This window comes from Nocardia sp. NBC_01730 (assembly GCF_035920445.1).
In the GTDB taxonomy this organism is placed as follows: Bacteria; Actinomycetota; Actinomycetes; order Mycobacteriales; family Mycobacteriaceae; genus Nocardia.
The window spans coordinates 7,854,237-7,880,410 of the sequence record NZ_CP109162.1; the positions used below are offsets into that span (position 1 = coordinate 7,854,237).

22 protein-coding genes and 2 pseudogenes are annotated in these 26,174 nt (G+C 66.5%); 9 read left to right on the forward strand and 15 right to left on the reverse strand.

Features of this window, described 5'->3' with window-relative positions:
• Positions 1 to 39 precede the first annotated feature (39 nt).
• A complete protein-coding gene (locus OHB12_RS32670; protein ID WP_327121680.1) occupies positions 40 to 1,047 on the forward strand; it encodes an AurF N-oxygenase family protein in 1,008 nt (335 codons plus the stop codon).
• A 7-nt stretch (positions 1,048 to 1,054) separates the two neighbouring features.
• Complete coding sequence (locus OHB12_RS32675) at positions 1,055 to 2,638, forward strand: FAD-dependent oxidoreductase (RefSeq protein WP_327113865.1); 1,584 nt, start codon at positions 1,055 to 1,057, stop codon at positions 2,636 to 2,638.
• A 158-nt stretch (positions 2,639 to 2,796) separates the two neighbouring features.
• On the opposite strand, the gene OHB12_RS32680 is transcribed toward OHB12_RS32675, so the two are convergent.
• Positions 2,797 to 3,558 carry an SDR family NAD(P)-dependent oxidoreductase gene (locus OHB12_RS32680; protein WP_327113867.1) on the reverse strand — a complete coding sequence of 254 codons (762 nt, stop codon included), beginning with the start codon at positions 3,556 to 3,558 and terminating at the stop codon, positions 2,797 to 2,799.
• A gap of 538 nt (positions 3,559 to 4,096) precedes the next feature.
• Here OHB12_RS32680 and OHB12_RS32685 point away from each other — a divergent pair.
• Both OHB12_RS32685 and OHB12_RS32690 read left to right on the forward strand, forming a co-directional pair.
• Complete coding sequence (locus OHB12_RS32685; protein WP_327113869.1) at positions 4,097 to 6,550, forward strand: Hsp70 family protein; 2,454 nt, start codon at positions 4,097 to 4,099, stop codon at positions 6,548 to 6,550.
• 98 nt (positions 6,551 to 6,648) lie between these two features.
• Positions 6,649 to 7,443, forward strand: coding sequence for an HAD family hydrolase (locus tag OHB12_RS32690; protein ID WP_327113871.1), 795 nt, complete (start codon positions 6,649 to 6,651; stop codon positions 7,441 to 7,443).
• 61 nt (positions 7,444 to 7,504) lie between these two features.
• Here the strand turns inward: OHB12_RS32690 and OHB12_RS32695 are convergent, their stop codons facing one another.
• Both OHB12_RS32695 and OHB12_RS32700 read right to left on the reverse strand, forming a co-directional pair.
• Complete coding sequence (locus tag OHB12_RS32695; protein WP_327113873.1) at positions 7,505 to 8,269, reverse strand: anti-sigma factor; 765 nt, start codon at positions 8,267 to 8,269, stop codon at positions 7,505 to 7,507.
• Between the two features lie 228 nt (positions 8,270 to 8,497).
• Positions 8,498 to 8,908 carry a VOC family protein gene (locus OHB12_RS32700; RefSeq protein WP_327113875.1) on the reverse strand — a complete coding sequence of 137 codons (411 nt, stop codon included), beginning with the start codon at positions 8,906 to 8,908 and terminating at the stop codon, positions 8,498 to 8,500.
• Positions 8,909 to 9,005: 97 nt separating this feature from the next.
• Here OHB12_RS32700 and OHB12_RS32705 point away from each other — a divergent pair, with 97 nt between their 5' ends.
• Positions 9,006 to 9,980, forward strand: a complete 975-nt coding sequence (locus OHB12_RS32705) for a helix-turn-helix transcriptional regulator (protein WP_327113877.1) — start codon at positions 9,006 to 9,008, stop codon at positions 9,978 to 9,980.
• Positions 9,981 to 10,373: 393 nt separating this feature from the next.
• On the opposite strand, the gene OHB12_RS32710 is transcribed toward OHB12_RS32705, so the two are convergent.
• The 5 genes and pseudogenes from OHB12_RS32710 to OHB12_RS36520 form a co-directional block, all read right to left on the reverse strand.
• Positions 10,374 to 11,696 carry a fatty acid desaturase family protein gene (locus tag OHB12_RS32710; RefSeq protein WP_327113879.1) on the reverse strand — a complete coding sequence of 441 codons (1,323 nt, stop codon included), beginning with the start codon at positions 11,694 to 11,696 and terminating at the stop codon, positions 10,374 to 10,376.
• Between the two features lie 170 nt (positions 11,697 to 11,866).
• The gene (locus OHB12_RS32715; RefSeq protein ID WP_327121682.1) at positions 11,867 to 12,793 is read right to left on the reverse strand and encodes a patatin-like phospholipase family protein; all 927 of its coding nucleotides are present in this window, start codon (positions 12,791 to 12,793) and stop codon (positions 11,867 to 11,869) included.
• A 359-nt stretch (positions 12,794 to 13,152) separates the two neighbouring features.
• Complete coding sequence (locus OHB12_RS32720) at positions 13,153 to 14,466, reverse strand: PucR family transcriptional regulator (RefSeq protein ID WP_327121685.1); 1,314 nt, start codon at positions 14,464 to 14,466, stop codon at positions 13,153 to 13,155.
• 273 nt (positions 14,467 to 14,739) lie between these two features.
• Positions 14,740 to 15,199, reverse strand: a pseudogene (locus OHB12_RS32725) (DUF3556 domain-containing protein); the annotation flags it as partial.
• A gap of 46 nt (positions 15,200 to 15,245) precedes the next feature.
• A pseudogene (locus OHB12_RS36520) lies at positions 15,246 to 15,413 on the reverse strand (DUF3556 domain-containing protein); the annotation flags it as partial.
• Positions 15,414 to 16,094: 681 nt separating this feature from the next.
• On the opposite strand from OHB12_RS36520, the gene OHB12_RS32730 reads away from it, so the two are divergent.
• Complete coding sequence (locus tag OHB12_RS32730; protein WP_327113881.1) at positions 16,095 to 16,988, forward strand: hypothetical protein; 894 nt, start codon at positions 16,095 to 16,097, stop codon at positions 16,986 to 16,988.
• A gap of 44 nt (positions 16,989 to 17,032) precedes the next feature.
• Here OHB12_RS32730 and OHB12_RS32735 read toward each other — a convergent pair whose 3' ends face one another.
• From OHB12_RS32735 to OHB12_RS36525, 7 genes are all read right to left on the reverse strand, one after another.
• A complete protein-coding gene (locus OHB12_RS32735; protein WP_327113884.1) occupies positions 17,033 to 17,179 on the reverse strand; it encodes a hypothetical protein in 147 nt (48 codons plus the stop codon).
• 475 nt (positions 17,180 to 17,654) lie between these two features.
• Positions 17,655 to 18,428, reverse strand: a complete 774-nt coding sequence (locus OHB12_RS32740) for a sirohydrochlorin chelatase (RefSeq protein ID WP_327121687.1) — start codon at positions 18,426 to 18,428, stop codon at positions 17,655 to 17,657.
• A gap of 136 nt (positions 18,429 to 18,564) precedes the next feature.
• Positions 18,565 to 19,860, reverse strand: coding sequence for a sulfate adenylyltransferase subunit 1 (locus tag OHB12_RS32745; RefSeq protein WP_327113886.1), 1,296 nt, complete (start codon positions 19,858 to 19,860; stop codon positions 18,565 to 18,567).
• 1 nt (position 19,861) lies between these two features.
• Positions 19,862 to 20,794: a sulfate adenylyltransferase subunit CysD gene (cysD, locus tag OHB12_RS32750; protein ID WP_327113887.1), complete on the reverse strand. Its 933-nt coding sequence runs from the start codon at positions 20,792 to 20,794 to the stop codon at positions 19,862 to 19,864.
• A 150-nt stretch (positions 20,795 to 20,944) separates the two neighbouring features.
• The gene (locus OHB12_RS32755) at positions 20,945 to 21,673 is read right to left on the reverse strand and encodes a phosphoadenylyl-sulfate reductase (protein ID WP_327113888.1); all 729 of its coding nucleotides are present in this window, start codon (positions 21,671 to 21,673) and stop codon (positions 20,945 to 20,947) included.
• Between the two features lie 20 nt (positions 21,674 to 21,693).
• Positions 21,694 to 23,499 carry a nitrite/sulfite reductase gene (locus OHB12_RS32760; protein ID WP_327113889.1) on the reverse strand — a complete coding sequence of 602 codons (1,806 nt, stop codon included), beginning with the start codon at positions 23,497 to 23,499 and terminating at the stop codon, positions 21,694 to 21,696.
• 135 nt (positions 23,500 to 23,634) lie between these two features.
• Positions 23,635 to 23,736, reverse strand: coding sequence for an Ms4527A family Cys-rich leader peptide (locus OHB12_RS36525; protein WP_442799899.1), 102 nt, complete (start codon positions 23,734 to 23,736; stop codon positions 23,635 to 23,637).
• 203 nt (positions 23,737 to 23,939) lie between these two features.
• Here OHB12_RS36525 and OHB12_RS32765 point away from each other — a divergent pair, with 203 nt between their 5' ends.
• The 3 genes from OHB12_RS32765 (at position 23,940) to OHB12_RS32775 (ending at position 26,167) form a co-directional block, all read left to right on the forward strand.
• Entirely contained in the window at positions 23,940 to 24,335 is a 396-nt protein-coding gene (locus tag OHB12_RS32765; RefSeq protein WP_327113891.1) for an SgcJ/EcaC family oxidoreductase, read from the forward strand.
• A 165-nt stretch (positions 24,336 to 24,500) separates the two neighbouring features.
• Positions 24,501 to 25,709, forward strand: coding sequence for a radical SAM family heme chaperone HemW (hemW, locus tag OHB12_RS32770; protein WP_442799900.1), 1,209 nt, complete (start codon positions 24,501 to 24,503; stop codon positions 25,707 to 25,709).
• Between the two features lie 242 nt (positions 25,710 to 25,951).
• A complete protein-coding gene (locus OHB12_RS32775; protein ID WP_327113893.1) occupies positions 25,952 to 26,167 on the forward strand; it encodes a hypothetical protein in 216 nt (71 codons plus the stop codon).
• The last annotated feature ends 7 nt before the right edge of the window (positions 26,168 to 26,174 follow it).

A 26,174-nucleotide genomic window follows, 5' to 3' on the forward strand; every position in this document is an offset into this window, starting at 1 on the left:
TACAGGTAAAAGTCCCACCCAGGAGAGGCAGTGACGACGATGTCCACAGCCGTGACGCCCACAGTTGATCCCGATCTGGCGAAGGCGCAGGAATACGCCGCGAAGCTGCTGCTGCTCTCCGAGGGATCGGTCGACAAGCACTTCGACCCGTTCGAGGACATCGACTGGGACAACCCCGACTTCGCTGTCGACGCAGGTGAAAATCGCTGGATCCTGCCCGTGTCCGCCGATACCCTCGGCCGCCACCCCTGGTACCAGGCGTTGCCGACCGAAGCGAAGATCGCGGTCGGCAAGTATCGGCAGTCCAATATCGCCAAGGTCGGCCTGCAGTTCGAGTCGATCCTGATCAGCGGCATGGTTATCCATAACTTCGGCCTGCCCAACGGATCGCCGGAGTTCCGGTACTGCTCCCACGAAATGATCGAGGAGCACAACCACACGCTGATGTTCCAGGAGATGGTCAACCGGATCGGGCTGGACGTTCCCGGGATGGGTCCGCTGGTCAGCAAGTTCAAGTACTTGGGCGCGCCGGTGGCGGCCTGGTTCCCGAACCTGTTCTTCATGGCGGTGCTGGCCGGTGAGGAGCCGATCGACCACATCCAGAAACAGATCCTGCGCTCGGGCGAAGAGGTGCACCCGATCATGCGCGGGGTCATGGCCATCCATGTGGCGGAAGAGGCGCGGCACATCTCCTTTGCGCACGAGTTCCTGAAGAACCATGTGCCCCAGACGAAACCGGGCCAGAAGTTCGTGTTGTCGCTGGCCATGCCGATCGTCATGTGGATCCTCGGGCGCGCCATCGTGACGCCGCCACGGTCGTTCTTCAAGAAGTTCGATATCCCGGGGAAGGTACGCAAGGAGCTCTTCTACGGGTCCGGGGAGGCCAAACAGGTCTTCAGTGACTACTTCTGCGATGTGCGTACCCTGGCCAAGGACATCGGGCTGATCAACCCGGCTGCCAAGGCGGTCTGGAAGCTGCTCCAGATCGATGGCCACACCACCCGGTACCGCTCCGAGCCGCGGCGCGCCGCGAGCAAGGTCGCCTGAGCCGACCATGCCCTACGTCGTCACCCAGTCCTGCTGCAGCGACGCGTCCTGCGTGTACGCCTGCCCGGTCAACTGCATCCATCCCACACCCGACGAACCGGACTTTCTGACGGCGGAGATGCTGTACGTGGACCCCGAGGCGTGCGTCGACTGCGGCGCCTGTGCCAGCGCGTGCCCGGTCGACGCCATCGTGTCATCGAAGAAGCTGACCGAGGAGCAGAAGCCGTTCATCGAGATCAACGCGGACTTCTACCGCCAGACGCGCCCGCGCCCGCTGCTGGCGCGCCCGGTCCCCGCCGCGGAGATTCATACCGAGCGGCAGCCGCTCCGGGTAGCGATCGTGGGGTCAGGGCCGTCGGCGATCTACGCGGCCGACGAGTTGCTGACGCAGCCCGATGTGTCGGTGACCGTGTTCGATCGGCTGCCGGTGCCCTACGGGCTCGCCAGGCACGGCGTCGCGCCCGACCACGCCAAGACCCGCAAGGTCAGCGAACTGTTCGACGTGATCTCGGCGCAGCCGGGGTTCGGGTCATACCTGAATGTCGAGATCGGGGCACACATTTCGCAGGCCGAACTGCTCGACCACTTCCACGCGGTGATCTACGCGGTGGGTGCGTCGTCGGATCGCAAACTCGGCATCCCGGGTGAACGGCTGGCGGGCAGCGTCTCGGCCACCGACTTCGTCGCCTGGTACAACGGGCATCCCGATCACGCCGCCCGCGTCTTCGACTTGTCCGGGCAGCGTGCGGTGATCGTCGGCAACGGCAACGTCGCCTTGGACGTGGCGCGCATTCTGACCAGCGACCCCGACGCGCTGGCCGACACCGATATCGCCCCCTACGCGCTGCGCGCGTTGCGGGAGAGCAAGCTCGAGGAAGTGGTCGTGCTCGGCCGCCGCGGTCCGCTCGAATCCGCGTTCACCGTGCCGGAATTCGTCGGACTGCTCGGCTCCGATGCGGACGTCGTGATCGAGGGCGAGCTACCCGAGCTCGGTGCGGAGCTGCCCTATCAGGTCGAACAGAAGCTGCGGTTGCTGCACAGCCTGCGCACCCGCCCGGGCGGCAAGGGCAAGCGGATCGTGTTCCGGTACCTGTCCGCACCCACCGGGATTCTCGGCACCGACCGGGTGACCGGCATCGAGGTCGGCCGCACCGACCTCGTCATCGATCCGGACGGACGCGTCCGCGCGGTGGCGACGGGAGCGACCGATCGGCTCGACGCGGGCTTGGTCCTCACCTCGGTCGGCTACCGCGGCGTTCCGGTGCCAGGTCTGCCGTTCGACGAGAGCGCGGCCGTGATTCCGAACCAGGACGGGCGGGTGCTGGACCGCGTAGGCGGTGCGGTGCTGCCGGGCAGCTACGTCACCGGCTGGATCAAGCGCGGTCCCACCGGCTTCATCGGCACCAACAAGTCCTGCGCGCAGGAGACGGTGCGGCAGCTCGCCGCGGACTTCAACGCGGGCCGGCTGCCCGAACCCACCGGCACCGCGGCGGAGTTCGACCGCCTGGTGCGTCGGCGTCGGCCCGCGGTCCACGCCGGGGGAGCCGTCGCTCGCCCGAGCCGGGTCCGCCGTCTGCTGGCCCGCACCTGACCGAAGCCCGCCTCGAGGTACCACCACCGCCGGTACCTCGAGGTCCCATATCGCGATATTTCGCTTCGAGCGTCCGCTGTTTCGGCCACAGGCCCACGCGATGAAGGCGTGGATCAGGTGTCCGGCCTTCGGCGCTCGCGGCGACCGAACCTGGATGGTCAGCGCGCGGTGAACCCGCCGTCGACGGCCAGCGCCGCACCGGTGACGAAGCTCGCCTCGCGGCTGAGCAGGTACGCGCAGAACGACGCGATCTCCTCCGGCGTGCTGATCCGGCCCAGCGGGTGCAGCGCCGCGATGGTCGCCACACCCTCGGGCGTCGCACCCATCGAGTTCCGGAACGCCGGTGTGTCTACCGCCCCGGACACCAGTGCGTTGACCCGAATACCCTTGTCGGCAGCCTCCAACGCCACCGCCCTGGTCAACCCGACCACGCCGTGCTTGGCCGCCACATACGGCGCCACCGAGCCCATTCCGACCACACCGAGATTCGAGGCGTTGTTCAGGATTGCCCCGCCGCCTGAGGCGACCAGCGCGGGAACCTGGTGCCGCAGGCCGTAGTACACACTGGTGAGGTTGAGCTCCAAGTCGGCGCGCCAGCCCGGCTCCTCGATCGCTTCGATCGGCCCGAACGCGTGCACTGCGCCCGCATTGTTGAATGCCGCGTCCAGACGGCCGTACTCGGACAGCGCCGCCTGGGTCAGACGCGCCACGTCCTGCTCCACCGTGACATCGGTCGGCACGAATAGCGCCCGGCCACCGGACGCGCGGATGTCGGCGGCCACCTGTTCGCCCGCGTCCTTGCCACGCGCGCCGAGCACGACCGCGGCGCCTTCGCTCGCGACCCGCATCGCCACCGCCTTGCCCACTCCCGAGCTGGCGCCGGTGACCAGGACGACCTGCTCGGCGAATCGTGTTCCCATCTCTCCACTCCCTTTCCACTCGCGCGATCTCACCTCGGCGGTGGGTCGCGCTGTCGAGTCAAGCGGTCGGGAGCGGCCGGGGCTGGCGTATATCGGACTTCGCGTTTGACGTATCAATAGTCGCTCCAGCGTGGCCGCTCCATGAAATCCCCTGCGGCGGCAATGATCTGGTTACCGACCGGTAGGTGTCGACCACGTGGTGTGGTTCTGGCCGGGAAAGCCGTCCTCCGGTTGGGTTAAGGCCGCAATATGTCAATCGCTATGAAGTAGCGGAAACATGCGGTGTGCAGTCGAATTGGTGTGTCGAGGGCGCTGAACTCATGTCCTTCAATGCTTCTACCTGGCGATTCAGAGCAATCATCGCGAGCGGCGAAACACTGCATATCAATTGCGCATATGTATTGACCCGAAGCAGCTAACCTGTACTCGCTGTTTGGAAGACGACCGCGGCCACATGGTTCTCCGATGTGATGGACGTGGTCACGGTGCGTTGACGGGATAGCAGATGGCCACAGGTCTGGGTTTCAGCATCGGTGCAGTGAACTCCGTGACGGCTTCGGTCACCGGAGAGCACACTCGTCCCGTGGTGCGTTCGCGGCGCACTGCGGTGACATTCGACAGCACAGGTGGGCTCCGTATCGGCGGAATTTCCCAGTTCGCCATGGCGGTGCAGAATTTCGCCGATCTGAGCCGCGACCCGGATCCCGTGATCGTCGGGGGCCGTATCTGGTCGCCCGCCAACCTCGTTGCCGCGGTGGTGAACGAACTGCGCGCGGCCGAGCCCGGCGCATGCGCGTCCGGTGTCATAGCGACCTATCCGGCAAGCTATTCCGACAAGCAGGTCGCGCTGCTGCGCCAGGCACTGGACCTATCCGGGGGAGGTGATGTGCTGCTGGTTCCCGAACCGGTGGCGGCGGCCGAATGGTTGGAACACGAGCAGGGCCCGCTGAAGTCGAGCTTCGTCCTGGTCTACGACCTCGGCGGCACCAGCCTCGACGTGACCGTCGTGCGCGTCGGCCCGGATTGGGACAACCATCCGATGATCGGAAAGCCGGTACGCTCCTACGATTTCGGCGGCAGGCCGCTGGGGTCGATGATCGCGCGGTACGCCCCGAACGCCACGTCCCGGTCCGCGGGCGTGTCGATGACGTCGATCGTCGACATCGACGGGCTGCGCACCGCACATGTGCAGGACTCGCTCGAGGTGGTTCGTGCCTGCGTCCGGGAGGCAGGGATCACGATGTCCGACATCGGTCGTGTCCTCCTGGTCGGTGGCGCGTCCCGGCCCGCCGAAGTGGCGTGCACGCTCGCCGAACTCGGCCGCCCCGTGGTGATTTCGGCTGACCCCGGGCAGACTGTCGCAGCAGGCGCCGCCCTCATGGCGGCGCGGACCATGGCACTCGGCGCGTCCGGCGGTCGGGCCGTCGCGCCGCGCGTGGCCGTGTTATCCAGCGCCGCTGTGGTTTCCGCGGTCGCCATGTCGGCAGTCACCGTCTTCGGCGGTCCCACGGTTCCCGACCTGTCGCCGATGCTCGACCGCCTACCGGATATCGACGCGCCGACCGACGCCATGTTGTACGACGCGCGAGGCGAGGCCGCCGAGGCATGGTCCTGGATGGCCGGCCCCGTGCGATGGAACTCAGGGCAGGTGATGCCCTCGTTCGTTTCGCCGCGAGCCTCCGCGTACAGCCGGTTCATCAAGCCGGCGCCCCGCAGCACGACGTATGGCCCTTCGGCGCCCGACTCTCCGGGCGGCTCGCATCGCGAACCTCGAACCTGCTGCGGCCCGGAGGGATCCCGAGGCGGGACGTATTCGAACCCGGCCTATTTCGTAAACCCACTGCCGTTCGGTCCGTTCGTCCACCGCATTCCTGAAGTCCCCGATCAGCCGCCGGTGCCTGCTCAGCCGCCGGTGCCTGCTCAGCCGCCGGTGCCTGCTCAGCCGCCGGTGCCTGCTCAGCCGCCGGTGCCTGCTCAGCCGCCGGTGCCCGCTCAGCCTCCCGTGCCCGGTCGGCCGCCGGTACCTGCTCAGCCGCCGGTGCCTGCTCAGCCGCCGGTGCCCGCTCAGCCTCCCGTGCCCGGTCGGCCGCCGGTACCTGCTCGGCCGCCCGCGTCGGGTACCGAGACGCCGCCCGCACCGTCTGTAGGGGTGCCGGTCCCGGCACCGGGCGCGACCGCACCCGCGCCCCAGCCAGGTTCGAGACCTCAGGTCCCGAATCCCGGGTCCACCCCGACCGTCCCCGGCGCGACAACGCCGGGTCATTCGACCGACGCTCCATCCCCCGGGGGTGTGTCCGGCACTCCGGCATCCGGAACGGATGGTGGAAACCAGGGCGGCTCCTCCGGCACGACCTCACCGGGCGACTCCTCCTCCGGCGGCGCTTCAACCGGTGGCGCGTCGTCGGAAACGTCTGATGGAACCTCAACCGGTGGAACATCTTCGGGCAACGGCACCCCCGGCAGTACCACCTCCGGAGGTTTCTCGACAGGTGGTTCCTCCTCGGACAGTTCTACTGGTGGTCCCGCGGGTGCGTCGTCGGGTAATTCCACAGGAGGAACGTCGACCGGTGGCTCCACGTCGGGTGGTAGTTCTGGGCGTCCGTCTTCCGGTGGTGCGTCTTCGGCCGGAAACTTGCCGGGCGGTTCGTCTTCCGGTGGTGCGGCGGGGCGTCCTGGTTTGGGCGGGGGGTCGACCTCCGGCGGTGCGTCGTCCGGTGGGTCTACGTCGGGTGGTGGTACTGGGCGTCCGTCTTCCGGTGGTGCGTCTTCGGCCGGAAACTTGCCGGGCGGTTCGTCTTCCGGTGGTGCGGCGGGGCGTCCTGGTTTGGGCGGGGGGTCGACCTCCGGCGGTGCGTCGTCCGGTGGGTCTACGTCGGGTGGTAGTTCTGGGCGTCCGTCTTCCGGTGGTGCGTCTTCGGCCGGAAACTCGCCGGGCGGTTCGTTTTCCGGTGGCGTCGGTGGCGCAGGCGGGGGCGGGGCTCGCGGTCGTTAGACCCTGGCCGAGTCGGCGCCGAATCCTCGGGCGCGAGTGGAGATCTCGGTGTTGTTGATCTGCTGACGAGCGCCGGGCTCCGGAGGCACAATGGGCTGGTGGTATCCGGGGGACCCCAGCTGATCGCGCTGGACGTGGATGGGACGCTGCTGGACACCGGGACACCGGTCAGTGCGCGCGTGATCGCTGCCGTGCGCGGGGCCGTCGAGGCAGGCGCGCATGTCGTGGTGACGACCGGGCGCACCCTGCTGACGACGCGTCCGGTGCTCACCGAACTCGGTTTGTACGAAGGGCACGCGTTGTGCTCGAACGGTGCGGTGCACATCGACGTGGCGAAGGCGGAGCCGGTCGCCGTGCAGGCCTTCGACCCCGCACCGGCCGTCACCGCGCTGCGTGCGCTGTTCCCGGAAATGATCTTCGCCGTGGAGAAGGTCGGCATCGGAACCTGGGCCACCGGTATCAGTCCGGGCGAGTTCTCGATCGGGGAGTACCTGCTCGTCGACCACCACGCGTTGAGCAGCGAACCCACCCCGCGGCTGAACGGCTGGTGGCCGGCCGGTTCGCTGGCGGAGATGCTCCGTGCGCTGCGCACCCTCCAGGTGCCGGGAGCGAGCTGGGTGCACGGTGAGTTCGGCCCGTGGCTGACCGTCGCCCGTCAGGGTGTGTCCAAGGGGTGGGCGCTGGAGCGGCTGCGCATGTCCCTCGGCATTCCGCACGACGCGACCTTGGCTATCGGCGACGGCTACAACGACCGCGAGATGCTCCGTTGGGCAGCGCATTCCGTGGCGATGGCGAATGCCCCCGCAGAAGTGCAGAGCCTTGCCGACGAGGTCACAGACCACGTACTCGAGGACGGCGTCGCGACCGTATTGGAGCGTTGGTTCCATGCCTGACGTGGTCGCCCTTTCGTCGGCTCACGCCGATCGTGGTCGGAGTGGTGAAAGCATGGACTGCTCAGGCCAGGTCGATCCGGACCGCGATCGGCGTGGTCGGCTGTAGCGAACCATCGGTGGGTTCGGTGGTGATCACGACGAACGCGGTGTCGTCGCGCAGGTCGGCCACCTGCTCGGTGCGCCCGCCCGCGGTGTGCATCATTCCGGCCGATCGCGGTGCGCCTGCGGTGGGAATCAGCCACAGCTGGTAGCCGTGTTCGCGGTCCAGCGTGGGCAGGCCGACGGCCGAGACGACCATCTTGCCCGCACTGTGCGACACCAGTGCTGTTGCCGAGCCGCCCTCGGTCACCACAGTGCCCTTGCGGGTGACGGTATCGGCCGCACTGCGCACCTGCTCCGTTGCGACTGTGGCGTCACCGTTCGCGGCCCGACCGACCAGCGCGTACCCGGCGATCGTCACGAGCGCGACCGCCACCGCCGTCGCGGTGCCGATCACGACTTGCGTCGCCCACGGGTGGCGGGCGGGCAGCGGTGCGGTGTCGTCGTCCCTGAACAGCTCCAGCGGCGGCAGGATGTGCGTATGGCCGAGCGCGTCGGGTTGGGGCAGGATGCCGGCGCGGCCGAGTACGTCGAGCGGTGGCATGATCCGGGTCGAGTCCAGCTCGTCACGTCCTTCGGCGGACAACTCCCCGCGTGTGCGGCTATCGGCGAGCGCCCGGTCCTGCATGGACTTGTCGTCCCCATGGACCATGTCCGGGGTGTTTGCTGTGCCGGTGACGCCATCGGCGCCCAAGGCGCCGTGTACTGCTCGGGCGCGGATGACCATACGGTGTCCTTCCAAGCCTGACCAAGCCGGATGCCGTCTGTGCAGCGACGGCGGGTGTGCGGCCGATCATATGACGAAGATCGAACCGCAACCATTTGGTTACCCGGCGCGCCGCCGATGTCGTCCCACCTGAGATGGTGTCGCGGTGTAGGCGACCGGTTGGGAAGCGTTGCGGGGCACGGCGCCCGCAAACGAATACCCGCCCGGCGCCATCCGCCGCGGCTCGGGTTACGCCGGGCCGGTTTCGGCGAGGATCTCGAGGTAGTGCGGGTTCGTCATCAGGCCGAGGACGTTGCCGAACGGGTCGACCACAGAGGCGGTCACGAAACCTGTGCCTGCGCCGCGCTCGGTGATGGGGTCATACTCCTTCGCGCCGAGCTCGAGCAGCCGGTCGACCGTTGCCCGCAGATCGTCGACATGCCAGTTGACGATGGCGCCGCCCGGCTCGTTGCGCGCACCCGCCGGCGCGTAGGCGCGGTTCACGATGCCGAATTCGTGTTGGTAGTCGCCGATGCGGAACTCGTAGTAGCCGTTGGGAACATGGAAGTAGGGCTCGACGCCCAGGAACTCGGTGTACCAGTCCTTCGCGGCCTCCAGGTCGTCGGCGTAAAAGGTGCTCGTCGCCATTCCTCGCAGCATGTCAGATCTCCTTCGGTGTGCTCGTTCGTGTTTGTGAAACCATCATCCGACTTGAAGTGCTCATCAAATGAGCACTTTTTTCGGCAGAATTGTGTGCATGCGAGCGGACAGATTGGTGGCGATCCTGCTGATGATGCAGACCCGCGGACGGGTGACCGCCGCGCAGGTCGCCACGGAACTCGAGACCTCGGTGGCCACCGCGCGCCGCGATCTCGAGGCGCTGTCGGCGGCCGGTGTGCCGGTGTACCCGCAGCCCGGTCGCGGCGGTGGCTGGACGCTGGTCGGCGGTGCGCGCACCGACCTGAGCGGGTTGACCGCGGGGGAGGCGCGTGCGTTGTTCCTGCTGGCAGGTCCGTCCGCGGGCGCGGTGCCGGAGGTGAAATCAGCGCTGCGCAAACTGGTCCGGGCGCTGCCGCAACCCTTTCGCGGAGACGCGGAGGCGGCGGCCGACGCCATCGTGATCGACCAGGCCCGCTGGGGTGCGAACGACCGGCAGCTGCCGCCGGTCGTGACCTTGCTGCAGCGAGCGGTGGTGCAGCGCACCAAGGTTCGGCTGCACTACGCCGACCGGGCAGGCGAGCGCTCCGAGCGTCTCGTCGACCCATGGGGTCTGGTCGACAAGGACGCCATCTGGTACTTGGTGGCTGGAACCGAGCGTGGGCAGCGGACCTTTTGTGTCGATCGCATCGCAGAGGCGATCCCGACCGACGAAAAGTCGCACCGCCCCGCCGGTTTCGATCTTTCTGTCGCTTGGGAGCAGGTGGTCGACGAGATGGAACAGCGCCGCGCGACCACCGCCGCGACCGTTCTCGTCCCCGAGCGCCTGCTGCCCGTCCTGCGCGACCAGCAGGGCAGGAACTGCGTCGTGGACGGCCCCACCGACGACGGCCGCGTCCAGGTCCGCATCACCGCCCCGACCGCGTGGATGATCGCTCAGCAACTGGCCGGATGGGGCGCTTCGCTCGAAGTCCTCGGTCCGCCCGACGTCCGTGTCGAACTGGCCCGCCTCGGCGCCGAACTGGTCGACCGCTACCGGCCGACCGCTGACGGCCGGACGAGCGGGATATGCTGACCGACCACTCACCGATCGCCATCAACCGGTCCCGCCTGCGGCGAGCGAGGCGTCTGCACTGAGCACGACGAGGCGCGACAGGCGACAGGCGGTCGGCGGTCGGCGGTCGGCGCGGCGGTGGTCAGCGGCTCGTTCAAGGTCTAGCGGAAGGTCACGCTCGCTGAGCTCGGTGCGGGCTCGCGTGCGCCCCTGCACTGCTGACCGCGGCGGAGGTGGCGCCGATCCGGCCGGCTGAGTTTCTATCACCCGGTCGGCGGCGCACCCTCGACCAGGGGCATGGATTTGCCGATCCTGTACACGGTAAGCCGCCGAAGCGGGCAGCCGCGCCAATCGCCGCTGGCGTGGTTCGCCGTCGCGTTGGCGGGTCGTTCCAACGAGTTTGCCTTTGACGACCTACCAGCCGCAGCTCTTCGGCTTGCCGACGGCCCGGATTTTGGTTCCCCGCGAAGAGCGCGAGTGTGCACCGCTACTGTCCGACTGTATTGATTTGACCTTGGCGAGTGCCGTGCGAAGGCCACGGCGCTTGCCGGTGACGGGGTCAGCCGGAAGCCGATCCGATGTCGCATGCTGGCTCGATACGCCTATGAATTTGAGTTCGGATCTGGTCTCAGGCGCGTCGTCAACGGTGCGACGCAACAACCCATCGGGCAGCGCAAGTTTGTGGACCGTCCGCAATGCCTGAAAAAATTGCTTGGTCAGCGAACCACTGGTGTAGGGCAAGTCGTATTCGTCACACAGCGCACGTACCCGCACCGCGATCTCGGCATAACGGTTACTCGGCAGGTCGGGAAACAGATGATGCTCGATCTGATAGCTGAGATTTCCTGACATGAATGCCAGCACCGGCCCCGCCTCGAAGTTGGCGGTGCCGAGTAGTTGCCGGAGATACCACTCACCACGGGTTTCGTTGTCGAACTCCTCGATAGTGAACTTCTCCGCACCGTCGGGGAAGTGCCCGCACATGATGACGATGAACGACCACAGGTTCCGCAGCAGCAGCGCGGTGGCATTGGCGCCGAGCGTTTGTATGAACGCTGGACCTGTCAGCGCCGGATAGAAGACGAAGTCTTTGCCGAGTTGACGGGCGATCTTTTGCGCGAACTCCCTGTTCGGCTTCGATAACAACCGCTGGCGTTGGCGCGATGTGTGCGTGAACCGGCGTTCCAGCGCCCAGTCGTGCACCGAGATCGCCCACTCGAAAAACGCCGCGACAACTAGGCTCGACACCGGTTGGAACAGGTGAACCGGACGCCACGGTTCGTCACGAGTCATTCGCATGACGACGAAGCTCAGATCCTCGTCCATGCCGAAGACATTGGTGTATGTGTGGTGGAAGTGGTTGTGCGACCGCTTCCAATGCGCCGACGTACCGACGAAATCCCACTCCCACGACGTGGAATGAATCTCCGGATCGTTCATCCAATCCCACTGACCGTGGCTGATGTTGTGTCCGAGCTCCATCATTTCGATGATCTTCGCGAGAGCCAACATCGCTGTGCCCGCCAGCCATGCCGGTCGCTTTCGACTCGCGAACAACGTCAATCGTCCGCCCAACTCCAGCATTCGCTGTGCTCTGATCGCACGCAGAATATAATTGGCATCGCGTTTATCTAGTGACAATTCGATGTCTCGACGAATCGCGTCCAGTTTCTTGCACAGGGCATCGATATCTGCTTGGTTCAGATGGGAAAACGTCTTTATGTCCGTGATCGCCACGGGAGTCCTTTCTAATGCTTGGAGCGTTCACTCGTTGCCGTCGAGTGCCATAGGGCAGGCAGGGCGGGATCGACAGAAATCCGCCGCGGGCTCGGGGCCTCACCGGCGCTGCTGAAGCCACCGTGAAACGCGAAGCGACAAGCATCCGCACCTCATGTCCCGGTCTACCGCTATTGCCGCGCTCCGAGCGCCGCGGCATCTTCGGCCGGTGACACCAGCATCAGCTCACCGAGTACATCTGGATCGACGACGGCGAAGAGTTGGTCGGTGGTGCGGGTGTCGATCCACGTTGCCGCGATGTCGTACCCGTGGTCGAAGAGCTCCTCGGGCGAACGCGTCGGGGATTGCAGCGCCGACCCATATGGCAATTCGGCGAAAATGGTTCGCGCGCAAAGATTTTCGTCACGGAAAGGTCGTGGACGACGGGAAATCATCGGCAGTGACGAGTGGGCCAATGGGAGGAGTAGCCCGCCGCGGCTGTAGTGCGGCTCAGGGCCGTAGAGGTCGAGAACGAGCGCGGGATGAGACCCGAATACCTCACACGGGACACGATGGTGTGTTCCGCCGTCGAAGATGTGATCGAGCGCGGTGGCGGCAGGGAAGGCCCCCGGTATCCGTGTCGCCGCGACCAGTGCATCGGCGACGGGCATATCGGTCAAGCCCAGCTTCGGCAAATCCTGTGGAAGGAATAACGTGCCGTGCTCACCCGAGTAGACTGGAATAATCAACGAGGAAACGATCCCCGACGGCTGCCGCCGAGCCAGGTTCGGTTCCAGCACGAAATCAGCGAACGTCCGATCGCCGACAACCGCGTGTGCGAGTTCGCGTAGGCGAGCATCGGGGTAGAGCGTGCGTTTGGTCAACATCGCGCGAAGGCTTCGGTTGCCGACTACTTCGCTTGCCGGATGATCGACGGCGATCTGACGTAGCTGCGTGCGACTCATTCCCAAAGCTGCGGCGGCGGCCCCGATAGCCCCTCCGCTGACACCTAGTACGACTGGCTGAATGGGTGTCGGCCGTGTGACACCACGATCCGCCAGTATTTTCGCCCTCCTGGAATTCAAACTATCCACGGTGCCATTGACCATCCCCGACATAAGAGCGAGGTTGAGTCCGGCTACACCGGCCAGAATGCGAACCGTCACCAGTTCCTCAATCAACAGACTATCCTTCTCGAAATCGAATCAGTTCGGATCGCAAAGAATTTCGTAACGCAGGCGGTAATGCCTATCAACCCGGCGAATGGTCTCGCCGCCGGCCCCGACCTCGATCGAAGGAGATCGCCCACCACTGGTCGTTCTATTGTCGGCCGCTCGCGCCGAAATACTCGCTGTGACCTACCGCATTCGCCCACATCGAAATCCATGATTCCGACGTCATCCATTTCGCGGTATTCGTAACGCTTTTCTGCCGGTGAGGTAGCACCGCGTACCCTGCATGCAGAATTGGCAGATAATCAGGACGGTCGACGTAGGACGGTGGCACCGAGGAAGTGGCAGACCTGCAAGGCCAGCGCGATATCGAGTTTGTCATGTGGGGCGGTGCCGGCGCGGGTGGCCTCGATCGCCTTGGTGATGCGGTATTTGACTGTATTGCGGTGCAGAGTGAGGATTTGGGCAGTGCGCACATGGCTTTCGCTGGTGGTGTAGTAGGTGCTGAGGGTGCGGCGCAGAGTGGCTGCCTGGTCGGTGTCGACGGCCAGTTCGCCCAGGACTTCACGGACCCACGCGCGGGTGGAGTCCAGGTCCTTGGCCAGCAAGGAGACGACGGCGACACCGGGATCGCCGAAGCCGACGATTGTATGCGAGGACGGGATCCCGGGAACGCCGGCGACGAAGTATGCGGCGATGGCCTGTTGATGAGAGCGGCGGAATCCGCCGAGTGCGTGTCCGGGCAGTCCGACCGTCAGTCGCACCCCGTCGGCGGGATCCACCATGGCGTGCAGTTCGGTGGTATTGATCACCGGGTAGCGGTGGCCGAACGGTAGCCACGCCCATGCTGTGTGGCGGTCGATGGCGGTGACCAGTGCCGGGCCCTCGGCGTGCAGGCCACGGGCGAGCGTCCGCGCCTGGGTGTCCAGGAGGTTCAGGGTGCTCGGTTGCTCATGGCCGGGGCGCCACAGGATGAGAGCCAGATGGGTTTGGTCGAGCTGGTAGCCGGTCTCGGTCTCGAAGGCAGTTGTATCGGCTGTGTCCACGGACAGCACGGCGTACACGGTGGAGGAGTGCACGCTGCCGCGGGCGTTCGTCCACCGGCTGCGCTCAGCCTCGTAGGCGTCCAAGACGTGGAGGGTGATCCATTCGACGTAGGTGTAGATGATCTCGGTGAGCCTCTTGACGACGGCGAGCGCGAGTGGCGCAGGCAGGCGGAGGCGATCGATCTCATCGTGGCAAATCCGCAGCATGTCGTTCTGGCCCATGTGGTACGCGCGTACCAGCGAATGGGACGGAACTTCGCGCTGGGCGAGTCGTAATGCGTTTTCGACGGCCGCGGTGGTGGGTTGCAAATGGTCGACGAGAATATCGTTGGCTAAGACATGGATGAGGGTGGTGACGTTGCCGTGCACACTGGCCTCGAACATCTCCACCAATCGTGGGTCGTTGTCGAGGTGGTCGACTTCTCGCGCAATCATGGCGCTCATCGCCTGGGCGATCTCCCGTTCGCGCGACTTCAGCGTGCGTGCGATGTCCGCTATGACCGCGACGGCATCGTCCATGGCCGGGACCTGGGACAACTGGCGCTGATGGGGCGGGCTGGGAAAGGCGGTCATAGGTGCGCCTCCTGCGTGACTCGCGAACGAGGAGGTGTCCGCGGATGCCGCAGTGCCGAACTTCGCCGACTGCGGTGGATGACGGTCGACTGTCTCCGCCAGTCGACCTTCGACACCGTGCCGGGATACGCGGACGGCTGCGGCGAGCCATCGGGCTCGCCGACGACGACAACGGCTGTGATCACGTCCGCCGAACCTCGGCGGTCGAGGATGCGGGGTCGTGCATAGAGACTCCTGCAGATCGGTCTGGTTGAAGACCGGGTCGGTATGCGAGTCCAACACCCACTCCACGTCGCATGGAATCGGGCTGTTGGGCAACCAGAGCTGTTCGGCGACCGCGTCGGCGACCCGGTCGGTGCCGGTCTCGATCGTTCCGAGTGCGGCGTCGATGACATTATCGCGTTGGGTAGTGTTGCGCATGGGCTGAGATTCGATCAAGGCGACCAGGAATTCACTTGGCGCAAAAATGGCAGCGGCGTAGGGTGGCGGCAATCAGCCATTCGCCGCGTAGATGGTTGTCGCCGAAGTCGAAGGCGACCAAGCTGCTGCAGCTGAACTCGGCCTCTCGCAGCACGTACTTGTCGATGTCGGGACGGACGCTGCGGAGCATGGGGGATAGAAGTTCCCGGCCTTGGGAGTGCATGGCCCGGAACCCGAGTGGCTGGTGCATGGCTACGTCGGCGACGTCGGGCGGATAGCTGGTCAGGAGTTGAGTGCGGGTAATCGGGGCGGGCCAGGGTATGAACTGGTTCATTTCGTCCTCGGCGCATGATTCCGCCGATATAGAGGAAGGGCAATTTGACTATATAGACAGTGTGAACCATTTTCGGTGCGCTGAACCCGCATTCGACCCAGTGTGTGGTAACTACGCACATCCGGCCCACGAGGGGTCGTTGCTGGAACGTCGGCGGGTCGACCGGCGGAAGATCTCCTGTGGTGAATCCCATATTTCCTCCTCAGGAGACCGCGAGCGCAAAAGTAATTCATGGAAAAGAAATTCGGATGGCGTCTGTGCCGCCGAAACGGCCACATCGAGGGGGCCGCGAAGGGCCCGAACCGCTCGGTGAACTCTCGGACATCCTTGTCCAGGCATATACGGATCACCCGATTCGGAAGCGCGTTGCCATGTGAAATGTTTAATGGTCGCAGCCGTGACCTCGACCATTTTCGAATTGCTATGGAGTATGAGGATAATGGCCGTCTCCAAGGTCGGAAAGGTCCTGAGGGCACACACTTTCGGGCTGGCTTTGTGCTTTCTGCACACCCGTCGCCTGGGTGGTGCGGGGTCATCATGTCGAGTGTGAGGTCGAACGTGCGTGTCGATCACGCTCGGGCCTGCGGCCAGATTGCGAACGGAACACATTGTCGCACAAGCTCGTTCGCGTTCATGGGAGTTCCGCACGAGCTGATCCGGGGTGCCGCGGCGCGGGCCGTTGAGGGTGGCTCCAGGCCGCCATGACCGCAGTCGTGCTCGACCGGTACGTCGATCTGGCGACGACACCAGCAAGAAGCAAAGCTGGGCGGAGAACCGGCACCAATTATGGAGATTCCGTGCGCAAGCTCCGGGTCTGGGATGTGAGAGTATCGCTCGAGCGAGGCTTGCCAATTCGACGGATAACGGAGCAGCGATGGTATCGGACCCACTTAAGTCCTGGCATGACGGGCTCTTCTTTCTCCTGCTCGGCCTGAGCGATAGAGACCTGAAGGACAGTGGGGTCCGGCTCGATTACTCGCGGCACTCCTTTGCAGAGTTGGAGCAAGAGATCCTGAAGCGCTTCGCCTCACCGAACGACCTGGAACGGATTGCGCCGCCAGAGACCCTCAACGGCCTGACCGCCTATGTCGGTGAGACCCTCATGCGCGCGGCGGGAGGGAAGTGGTCCTGGGGACAGAACCGACCAGCACTCCGAAGGGGGGACGGGCCGGTCGTGTGCGCGGATCCCGCGCTCGCGCTGGCGCCGGTCGCGCCATTGGATCTCGTGATCGACGCCGTGGCCGCCCGATCCGGCGACCGGCTGACCCAGGCCTTCGATCGCTGGTTGCGCGCTGTCGCCGCCCACCGTGCCACGGACCCGTCGTGGCGGCCGGAAAAGGAGCGGACGATGGCGGACGATCCGAAAGAGGAAACAGACGCTCTCCGAGCCTGGCTGGACGAACAGGAGGCGGGATTCCCGGCATGGGTGGCCGACTATGGTGCCGACCTCGTATGGGACTTCGACCCCGCGACCCTTCCGGTTCTCGAGGAGGTGCTACGCGGGTCCGTGCCGTCCCCCGCCGAACTGGGCGGGCCGGAGCGCAGAAGGTTCAGGGACGGTGCGGCGTGGTACCTCGGCGAGACATTCCGACGGCACCTAGGCGGAAGGTGGACCAAACTGCAGAAGGCGGGTAACCGGAACTTCCCGTTCGTCAAAGACCTCGGACCGCGACAATCCTTCCGGATCACACCTGTGCTGGCCTTGGAATCCGCTATCGCGGAACCCGCTTCCCTGTCCAAGCGCTTCGTGAAAGTGTCGGAATCCTAGGGCGGGCATACTCGAGTCGGTTGAGAGCGGCCATCATCCCGCCCTCAACCGACTTCGAGACACGCCCTGGTCGTCTCGCCCCACGGCGGTCGGAATCGCAGGCCGAAGAGGCCGCCATCCTCGCCATGATCGGTCAGGCGTTGCGGCAGAACGAAGTCGTCGCCGCGCAGCAGTCGTCCGGCAACGGGCACCCGGTGATCGTCGCCACCGCGGCGTCGCTCCATCGGTCGGTCTCAGAGAGCGGCGATCCCGTCGATGGTGCCGCGCTTGGTTTCGCGGCAGTGGAGGAAGCGGGACGTATCGGGTCGGCGCGGCTCGCAGGCGACATCCGGGCGATCCATGCCGCCTCGAGTATCGATCACGCAGACGTTCAGGCTTTGCGTAGCAGCGCAGGGCAGCTAGTTGGGATCGACGGGAGCGCAACCAGCCGCAGCTTCGAATCGCCATGTGGCACCGCGTCCGCACTTATCCGGACGCCGATACGCATCGGCTGCTTGCCGAAGAATGCCGGCTGCTGCCGAAGAACTCGGAATGGATCCGTCGGCGAAGCTCAACGATCTGCAGCAGGGCATTCTCCTGAGCTGAGCGTGCCGCGCAGTGGCCGGATGCTGATCACACCCTCAGCCTCTGCGGCTGCCGTTTCGGTGATCCGCAGAAACCCCGCGGTCAGGCCGAGAGCGCGTGCGGTTCGGCGATCGCCGTGTGATAGCGGTCCAGGATGACGTCGGTGAGGGCCGGGTGTGGGCCGAGGACGTCGGCGTGGATCGCGTGCGGCGCCGCGCCGACCAGGCGGTCGGTCAGCCGGCCGGGGGCGAGGAACCAGGGCGCGACGAAAACGCGGCCCGCGCCATCGGCACGCAGTGCCGCAATGGCCTCGGCCACCGACGGTTCGGTGGTGGCGAAGCAGATCTCGGTGCGCCATCCGGTGAGCGCGGCGAGCCGACCGGCCACCTCGGCGGTGCGCGCATTGGCGGTGGCCGAGGACGAGCCGACCGCCGCGACCGCTATGCCGAGGCGACGATCCGCCAAGGGGTGCACGGCATCTCGCGCGGAGCAGGCGGCCAGGACGCGATCCCGCAATGCGGCGATCAGTCCGATGTCCGGGCCGAGTACGTCGGCCTGGGTCAGCCGCAGCTGCGGCTGACGGGCACGGGCCGTATCGAGCAGACCGGGCAGGTCCACTCTGGCGTGGAAGGCGCTGCCGAGCAGCAGCGGCGTCACCACCGCGTGCCTGTGTCCCTGGGCCGCGACACCATCCACGACCTGCTCGACCGAGGGCGCATTGAGATCGAGGAAGGCGAGCCGGACATCGATATCCGGGCGTGCGGCCGCGACGGCGGCGACGACCGCCGACACCGTCGCCGCCGACCGCGGATCACGACTGCCGTGGGCCACTGCGATCAGCGCGGGCGGCTTCGAGGCGGTCACACCACCGATCATGGCGGGTGGGTAGCCGAGCCAGGTGGTCGCATAACCCGATCGGGCGGTAACCCGGACTGCCGCGGCGCCGGATGGCGCCGGGCCGGACCGGCGCACGGTCGGCGCGGCGCCGAAGGGGGCTTGCGTGGGCGGCATCTCAGGCTCCGGCGCCGACCTCGACCGCGGTCAGCACATCGCCGACCAGTCCGGCGGCCAGCGTATTTCCGCCGGACGGGTCGATCAGCAGGAAGCTGCCGGTGTGTCGGTTCACCCGGTAGTCGTCGGCCGCGATCGGCTCGGCGACCCGCACCGAGATGCGCCCGATGTCGTTGAGCGCCAACGACTCCGGATTCGGGTCGGCGGCGAGGCGCTGCTCGTCGAAGCGCTCGAGGAGAGTGCCGACGATCGCCTGGGTGGTTCGGGTGCCGTGCTTGAGCAGCAGGCGTGCGCCGGGTCGCAACGGCTTGTCACCCAGCCAGCAGACGGTCGCGTCGAACGTGTCGATCGGCTCCGGCGCGTCGGCGACCGAGGCGATGATGTCGCCGCGCGAGACGTCGACCTCGTCGGCCAGGATCAGTGTGACGCTGCGGCCGGTCTGCGCGACCGCGAGCTCGCCGTCCGGGGTGTCGATTCGCTCGACGGTGGTGCGGATACCGGAGGGCAGCACGACGATCTCGTCGCCCGGCGCGACCGTGCCCGCCGCGATCTGTCCCGCGTAGCCGCGGTAGTCCGGGTATTCGGAGGTGCGCGGCCGGATCACGTACTGCACCGGGAACCGGAGTCCCAGTGCGTGATTGCCGGTACTGTCGGCGTCGACCGGTACCGACTCCAGATGCTCGATCAGCGAGGGACCGCTGTAGTACGGGGTGTTGTCCGAGCGAGTGGCGATGTTGTCGCCGTGCAGCGCCGATACCGGGATCTCCAGCACGTCCTCGCTCGACCAGCCCAGCCTGCCGGTGAGTTCGGTGAACTCCGCGGAGATGTCGGCGAACACGGTGGCGGCGTCGTCGACCAAGTCGATCTTGTTCACCGCGAGCACCAGCTTCGGCACGCCGAGCAGCGCGAGCACCGCGGCGTGCCTGCGGGTCTGCTCGATGACGCCCTTGCGCGCGTCGACCAGCAGGATCACCAGCTGCGCGGTGGACGCGCCGGATACGGTGTTGCGGGTGTACTGCACGTGCCCGGGGGTGTCCGCGAGCACGAAAGAACGCCGCGGCGTAGCGAAGTAGCGATAGGCGACATCGATGGTAATGCCCTGTTCGCGTTCCGCGCGCAGCCCGTCCACGAGCAGCGAAAGATCAGGTGTGGCAAGACCTTTGTCCACCGACGCGCGCGTGACGGCGTCGATCTGGTCGGCCAGTACGGATTTCGTGTCGTAGAGCAGGCGTCCGACCAGAGTGGACTTGCCGTCGTCGACAGAACCGGCGGTGGCCAGCCTCAATAGGTCGGACATGTCAGAAATAACCCTCTCGTTTGCGGTCTTCCATCGCGGCCTCCGACACTCGGTCGTCCCCACGAGTCGCACCGCGTTCGGTCAGACGAGACGCGGCGACCTCGGCGAGGATCGCGTCGTTGTCGGCTGCTTCGGAAAGAATGGCGCCGGTGGACGATCCGTCACCGACGGTGCGGTAGCGCACCGACCGGGTCTGCAGCACCTCGCCGTCGCGCGGGCCGCCCCACACTCCCGGCGTCATCCACATGCCGTCGCGCTGGTACACCGGACGCTCGTGCGTGTAGTAGATGCTCGCCAGATCGATGTCCTCGCGGGCGATGTAGCGCCAGATGTCCAGCTCGGTCCAGTTGCTCAGCGGGAATACGCGCACATGTTCGCCCGGTGCGTGCCGCCCGTTGTAGAGGTTCCACAGCTCCGGGCGCTGCCGCTTCGGGTCCCACTGTCCGAACGCGTTGCGCAGTGAGAAGATCCGCTCCTTGGCGCGCGAGCGCTCCTCATCGCGACGGCCACCGCCGAATACGGCGTCGAAGCGGTTCTCGCTGATCGCGTCCAGCAGCGGGACGGTCTGCAGCGGGTTGCGGATGCCGTCGGGACGCTCGGTGAGCCGCCCGTCGGCCAGATAGTCCTCCACCTTGGCCACGTACAGGCGCAGGCCGTAGCGCTCGACCACCTTGTCCCGGAACTCGAGCACCTCGGGCAGGTTGTGCCCGGTATCCACGTGCAGCAGCGCGAATGGCAGCGGCGCGGGCCAGAAGGCTTTGAGCGCAAGGTGCAGCAGCACGGTGGAGTCCTTGCCGCCGGAGAACAGGATCACCGGCCGCTCGAACTCGCCCGCCACCTCGCGGAAGACGTGGATCGACTCGGACTCCAGCGCGGCGAGCGTGTCGAAATCGCTGATGCCGAGGAAACGTTCGCTTGGGATGGTTTCGGTCATGCTGTGTCCCTCTCTGCATGCCCGAGGTGCCCTGCGTGGTTACGCATGCTGCCTCCTCCGGGCCCTGACTCGGTCATGCTGTGTCTTTCTTTGCATGCCCGAGGTGCCCTGCGTGGTTACGCATGCTGCCTCCTCCGGGCCCTGACTCGGTCATGCTGTGTGCAACCCGCATTCGGTCTTGGCGAGGCCGGCCCAGCGGCCGCTTCGCGGATCGGATCCCGCCTCCGGCTTTCGTGTGCACGGAGCGCAGCCGATAGACGGATATCCCTCCTCCACCAGGGGATTGACCAGGATGCCGTGCTGTTCGATAAAGTCCTGCATCTCGTCGTCGGACCACGGCGCGATCGGGTTGATCTTCACCAGCCCGAACGCCTCGTCGAACGAGATGAGCGGCGCGTTCGCCCGCGTCGGCGCCTCGACCCGGCGGATGCCGGTGACCCAGGCGTTGTACCCGGCGAGCGATTTCTGCAACGGGGCGACCTTGCGCAGCCGGCAGCACTCGTTCGGCTCGCGGGCGAACAAATCCATGCCCAGCAGCCGATCTTGTTCGGCAACAGTGTGTTCTGGGCGGACGTCGATCACGTTCACCCCGTACACCACCTCTACCGCGTCCCTCGTGCCGATGGTCTCGGCGAAGTGGTAGCCGGTGTCTAAGAAAAGCACCGACAGCGCCTCCGATTTGTCCTTATGGACCTCGGCGGCCAAGTGCACCAGCACGCCGTCCTGCATGTTGGAGGCGACGATGTAGCTCGCACCGAAGGTGTCTTCGGTCCACTGCAGGAGTTCGCTCGCCGAGGCGCCGTCGAGCTCGGCCGCGCCGCGTGCGGCGATGGCTCGTAGCTCGTCTTCGGACAGCTTTTCCGCGAGTTGGGTTGTCACAATTGATCTCCCGTCGAGACTTATTTCAAGTCGGCTTCGTCGGCGCGAACCGCCCACTGGGCGAATCGCTCACCGTCCTCGCGGTGCTTGACGAAGTTGCGCACCACGCGCTCGATGTAGTCACCGAGTTCGCCGCTGGTCACCTTGTGCTGGCGCAGCTTGCGCCCGAAGGCGCTGTCGAAGCCGAGGCTGCCACCGAGGTGAACCTGGAAACCCTCCACGTGATTCCCGGTGCCGTCGTCGACCAGCTGGCCCTTGAATCCGATGTCGGCGATCTGCGACCGGGCGCACGAGTTCGGGCAACCGTTGATGTTGATGGTGATCGGGACATCCAATTGCGCGTTGAGATCCGCGAGCCGCTCCTCCAGTTCGGGCACCAGCACCTGGGATCGCTTGCGGGTCTCGGCGAAGGAGAGCTTGCAGAACTCGATGCCGGAGCAGGCCATCAGGTTCCGCCGCCACAGCGACGGGCGGGCCTGCAACCCGAGCGGTTCCAGCTCGTCGATCAGCGCGTCGACCATGTCGTCGGCGACGTCGAGCACGATCAGCTTCTGGTATGGGGTGAACCGGATGCGGTCGGAGCCGATCCGCTCCACCGCGTCGGCGACCTTGGTCAGGACGGTGCCCGACACGCGGCCCGCGATGGGGGAGAAGCCGACGGCGTTGAGCCCATTGCGCAGCTTCTGCACGCCGACGTGGTCGATCGGCTTGGTCGGCTGCTCCGGCGCGGGACCGTCGATCAGCTTGCGCTTCAAGAACTCGTCCTCGAGCACCTGACGGAACTTCTCGATGCCCCAGTCCTTGACCAGGAACTTCAGTCGCGCCTTGGTTCGGAGGCGGCGGTAGCCGTAGTCGCGGAACAGCGAGACCACGGCCTCCCACACGTCGGGGACCTCTGCCAGCGGCACCCACACACCGACCCGCTGCGCCAGCATCGGGTTGGTGGACAGCCCGCCACCGACCCACAGGTCCAGACCGGGGCCGTGCTCCGGGTGGACCACACCCACGAACGCGACATCGTTGATCTCGTGCACCACGTCCTGCTGGCCGGAGATCGCGGTCTTGAACTTGCGCGGCAGGTTGGAGTACTCCTTCTTGCCGATGTAGCGGCGCACGATCTCGTCGATCGCGGGCGTCGGGTCGATGATCTCGTTCAGCGACTCGCCGGCCAGCGGGGAACCGAGTACCACGCGCGGGCAGTCGCCGCATGCCTCGGTGGTTTTCAGACCGACCGCCTCGATCCGCTTCCAGATCTCGGGGACGTTCTCCACCTCGATCCAGTGGTACTGCACGTTTTCGCGGTCGGAGAGGTCGGCGGTGTCGCGAGCGAATTCGGTGGAGATCTGGCCGAGCGTGCGCAACTGCGCGACGTTCAGCGCGCCCGCGTCGCAGCGGATGCGCATCATGAAGTACTTGGCCTCGAGGAGGTCGATATTCTCGTCGCCGGTCCAGCTGCCGTCGTAGCCCTGCTCGCGCTGGGTGTAGAGACCCCACCAGCGGAACCGGCCGCGCAGGTCACCCTTGTCGATGCCGTCGAAGCCGGTCTTGGCGTAGATGTTCTCGATCCGGGCGCGGACGTTGAGCGGGTTGTCGTCTTTCTTGGATTGCTCGTTCGGGTTCAGCGGCTCGCGGTAACCCAGCGCCCACTGGCCCTCGGCCTTGCGGCGCACGGGTTTGCCGGCGCGGGCACGTGGCCCGGCGGCCGCCGCGGGACGCGGGCGGTCCGGGCGGACGCGGCGTTCGGAGGCGGGGCGTTCGGGGCGCGCGTGGTGCCCCGGCCGGGGTTCGGGCTGCTCGGTCGGACCGGCGCCGGTGCTCGACGTCATTAGGGTCGCTCCTGCGGGGTGGGTGGTACATCCGTCGTGAGGGCGTGAGGGGCTGACTCACGCCTGCGGTGTCAGCGGGCCGATGAAGTCGGTCTCGGGAATCGCCGGGGAGACCCGGACTGGGGCGCCGCTGAGCTACCGGGGGGAACCGGGCAGACAGCAGGCGCTACAGACGCGCTTGTAGTCGACGTGGCGACGTGCCACAAGCCGTACTCCCAAAACGCGCATGGGAGTCATTGTGCCACGTCAGCAAGGGCCTTCCGACCCCGCCGCCATATTTTCCGCAATTTCGAGGGAAATTCCCTGGACTGTCGACCTGATTTGTGACGGCAGTCATAGTTCCGGTGCCGAACGAGGCTCGTGATAGGCCCTGTGGTCGGCTGTGACGCCGCGCACGCCGCTTGACCTGAAGTGTGCTCGAGGTAGCAGGCTCATCTGCCATGAGTACTTCAGTCGCCGATACCGACGCTATCCGGGCGGTGGTCGCCGCCGTCGAACACGCCCAGCAGCACGAACTCGTCGACGAGTTCGTCGCCCTGTTCCGAGCGGACGCGATCTGGACCACCGGGCACGGCAAGCGCCTCTACGGCCGTGCGGCCATCGCCGAATTCACCGCCGAGGTACTGCCCGGGGCCACCGCGCACGGCAAGGCGACCTACGAGGTCGAGCACATTCTGTTCATCCGCCCCGATGTGGCGGCGGTCAAGGTGCGCCAGCGCTACTTCACCAACGACGGCGGACTGGACAGCGAGGGCAGCCCGATGTACGTGATGTCCGAGGAGGACGGCCGCTGGCTGCTCACCGCCAACCAGAACACTCCGGTCGTTGCGGACTGAGCCGCTCCCGGTTCGCGATGAGCCCGGTGCGCTACGCAAGGCGGTTCGCGGGTGGGTCGCCCCCTTCGGGACGCTACTCGAGTCCGTTCGGCGGGCGGCGGTCGTTCCAGGGTGTGCCACGGGCCCGCCCACCGGTGCGGCCGCGACGACGTTCACACTGGATAGGTGAGTTCTTCCGCCGTCGCCCCCTCGAGCGCCGACCTCTCCGCGCCGGTGCTGCGTGATTTCGGACATGGGCCGTTCGGCGTCTATGTGCACGTTCCGTTCTGCGCGACGCGGTGCGGATACTGCGACTTCAACACCTATACCGCGGGTGAGCTCGGCACGTCGGCGTCGCCGCAGTCCTGGCTGGAGGCATTGCGTGGGGAGTTGGCCACGGCCGTGCGGGAGTTCGCGGCGTTGCCGACTCCGACCCCGGAAGTGGCCACGATCTTCGTCGGCGGAGGGACGCCCTCGCTGCTGGGCGGCGACGGCCTCGCCGCGGTGCTCGCCGCGGTGCGCGGCGAATTCACCCTCGCCGTCGACGCCGAGGTGACCACGGAATCCAATCCGGAATCCACCTCGCCGGAATTCTTCGAGCGCATCCGGGACGCCGGGTTCACCCGGGTCTCCTTGGGCATGCAGTCCGCCGCGGCGCACGTGTTGAAGGTGCTCGACCGGACGCACACCCCCGGCCGCGCGGTCGCTGCCGCCCGCGAGGCGCGCGCCGCCGGCTTCGAGCACGTCAACCTGGACTTGATCTACGGGACACCGGGCGAGACCGACGCGGATCTCGACGCCAGCCTGGACGCGGTGCTCGGCGCGGGCGTCGATCACGTCTCGGCCTACTCGCTGATCGTGGAGGACGGCACCGCCATGGCCCGTAGGGTGCGCCGCGGCGAACTGCCCGCGCCCGACGACGATGTGCTCGCCGCACGCTATGAACGCATCGATGCCCGGCTCGGCGCGGCCGGGCTCGGCTGGTATGAGGTATCGAACTGGGCCGCGGGCGCCGGCGCGGTCTGCCGGCACAACCTCGGCTACTGGGACGGCGGCGACTGGCTCGGCGCGGGGCCCGGCGCGCACAGTCACGTGGGGGGAGTGCGCTGGTGGAATGTGAAACACCCGGCACGTTACGCGGACCGGGTCGCCGAGGGAGGGTTGCCCGCAGCGGGCTGGGAGGCGCTCGGTGCCGACGAGCGTTATCTGGAGCGCGTCATGCTCGCCGTCCGGCTGCGTACCGGTCTGCCGCTGTCCGAGCTCGACGCGTCCGGGACGGTCGCGGTGGATCGGGTCGTGGCCGACGGCCGCGCGTACCGGTCGGGTGATCGGCTGGTGCTCACCGATCGCGGTCGGCTGCTCGCCGACGGTGTGGTCCGAGAACTGCTGAGCTAGCCGTACCGACCACGGACGTCGATGCGGTGCGGCCGGCTGATCCGGCGAAGACCTCCGGATGAAATGTGAGTCGGGCGCCGCCGACGAGATGAGAACTCGCATAACGGTGTTCCGTGCGGTCGGGTGCCGCGCCGAGTACCCGGTCCGGTGCCAGGATTCGGCGATTCGATGAAGTGCCCGTTCGGTTCGGGTATCGCGGTGCTGGCGAGCCTTGTAGGCTTCGACCAACCCCAAGGAGACTCATGGCGTCGGCACGACACATCACCCTTATCCATGAACCGGGCGAGTTCGCCGAGGCGAGGAAAGCGGAGAAAGCGGAAAACGCGCGCCAGAGCGCCGTCGCCGCCCGTACCGTCGCCAGCTACGCGGAGAACGCCGCCGACTGCCAGTCACTACTGGCGATGCTCGGCCTCGACGCCCTCGCGGGCAAGCAGGCGAAGGTCTGCGATCGCGGCTAGTTCGCCG

Excerpts from the sequence above, each read along its gene's own strand:
- OHB12_RS36525 (WP_442799899.1), bottom strand. The coding sequence starts at position 23,736 with ATGACTCCCATGCGCGTTTTGGGAGTACGGCTTGTGGCACGTCGCCAC.
- OHB12_RS32740 (WP_327121687.1), bottom strand. The coding sequence starts at position 18,428 with ATGATCGGTGGTGTGACCGCCTCGAAGCCGCCCGCGCTGATCGCAGTG.
- OHB12_RS32675 (WP_327113865.1), top strand. The coding sequence starts at position 1,055 with ATGCCCTACGTCGTCACCCAGTCCTGCTGCAGCGACGCGTCCTGCGTG.
- cysD (WP_327113887.1), bottom strand. The coding sequence starts at position 20,794 with ATGACCGAAACCATCCCAAGCGAACGTTTCCTCGGCATCAGCGATTTC.
- OHB12_RS32745 (WP_327113886.1), bottom strand. The coding sequence starts at position 19,860 with ATGTCCGACCTATTGAGGCTGGCCACCGCCGGTTCTGTCGACGACGGC.
- OHB12_RS32670 (WP_327121680.1), top strand. The coding sequence starts at position 40 with ATGTCCACAGCCGTGACGCCCACAGTTGATCCCGATCTGGCGAAGGCG.
- OHB12_RS32680 (WP_327113867.1), bottom strand. The coding sequence starts at position 3,558 with ATGGGAACACGATTCGCCGAGCAGGTCGTCCTGGTCACCGGCGCCAGC.
- OHB12_RS32695 (WP_327113873.1), bottom strand. The coding sequence starts at position 8,269 with ATGGTCATCCGCGCCCGAGCAGTACACGGCGCCTTGGGCGCCGATGGC.
- OHB12_RS32760 (WP_327113889.1), bottom strand. The coding sequence starts at position 23,499 with ATGACGTCGAGCACCGGCGCCGGTCCGACCGAGCAGCCCGAACCCCGG.
- OHB12_RS32715 (WP_327121682.1), bottom strand. The coding sequence starts at position 12,793 with ATGTCGGGGATGGTCAATGGCACCGTGGATAGTTTGAATTCCAGGAGG.
- OHB12_RS32700 (WP_327113875.1), bottom strand. The coding sequence starts at position 8,908 with ATGCTGCGAGGAATGGCGACGAGCACCTTTTACGCCGACGACCTGGAG.
- OHB12_RS32730 (WP_327113881.1), top strand. The coding sequence starts at position 16,095 with ATGGTATCGGACCCACTTAAGTCCTGGCATGACGGGCTCTTCTTTCTC.
- OHB12_RS32720 (WP_327121685.1), bottom strand. The coding sequence starts at position 14,466 with ATGACCGCCTTTCCCAGCCCGCCCCATCAGCGCCAGTTGTCCCAGGTC.
- OHB12_RS32775 (WP_327113893.1), top strand. The coding sequence starts at position 25,952 with ATGGCGTCGGCACGACACATCACCCTTATCCATGAACCGGGCGAGTTC.
- OHB12_RS32765 (WP_327113891.1), top strand. The coding sequence starts at position 23,940 with ATGAGTACTTCAGTCGCCGATACCGACGCTATCCGGGCGGTGGTCGCC.
- OHB12_RS32705 (WP_327113877.1), top strand. The coding sequence starts at position 9,006 with ATGCGAGCGGACAGATTGGTGGCGATCCTGCTGATGATGCAGACCCGC.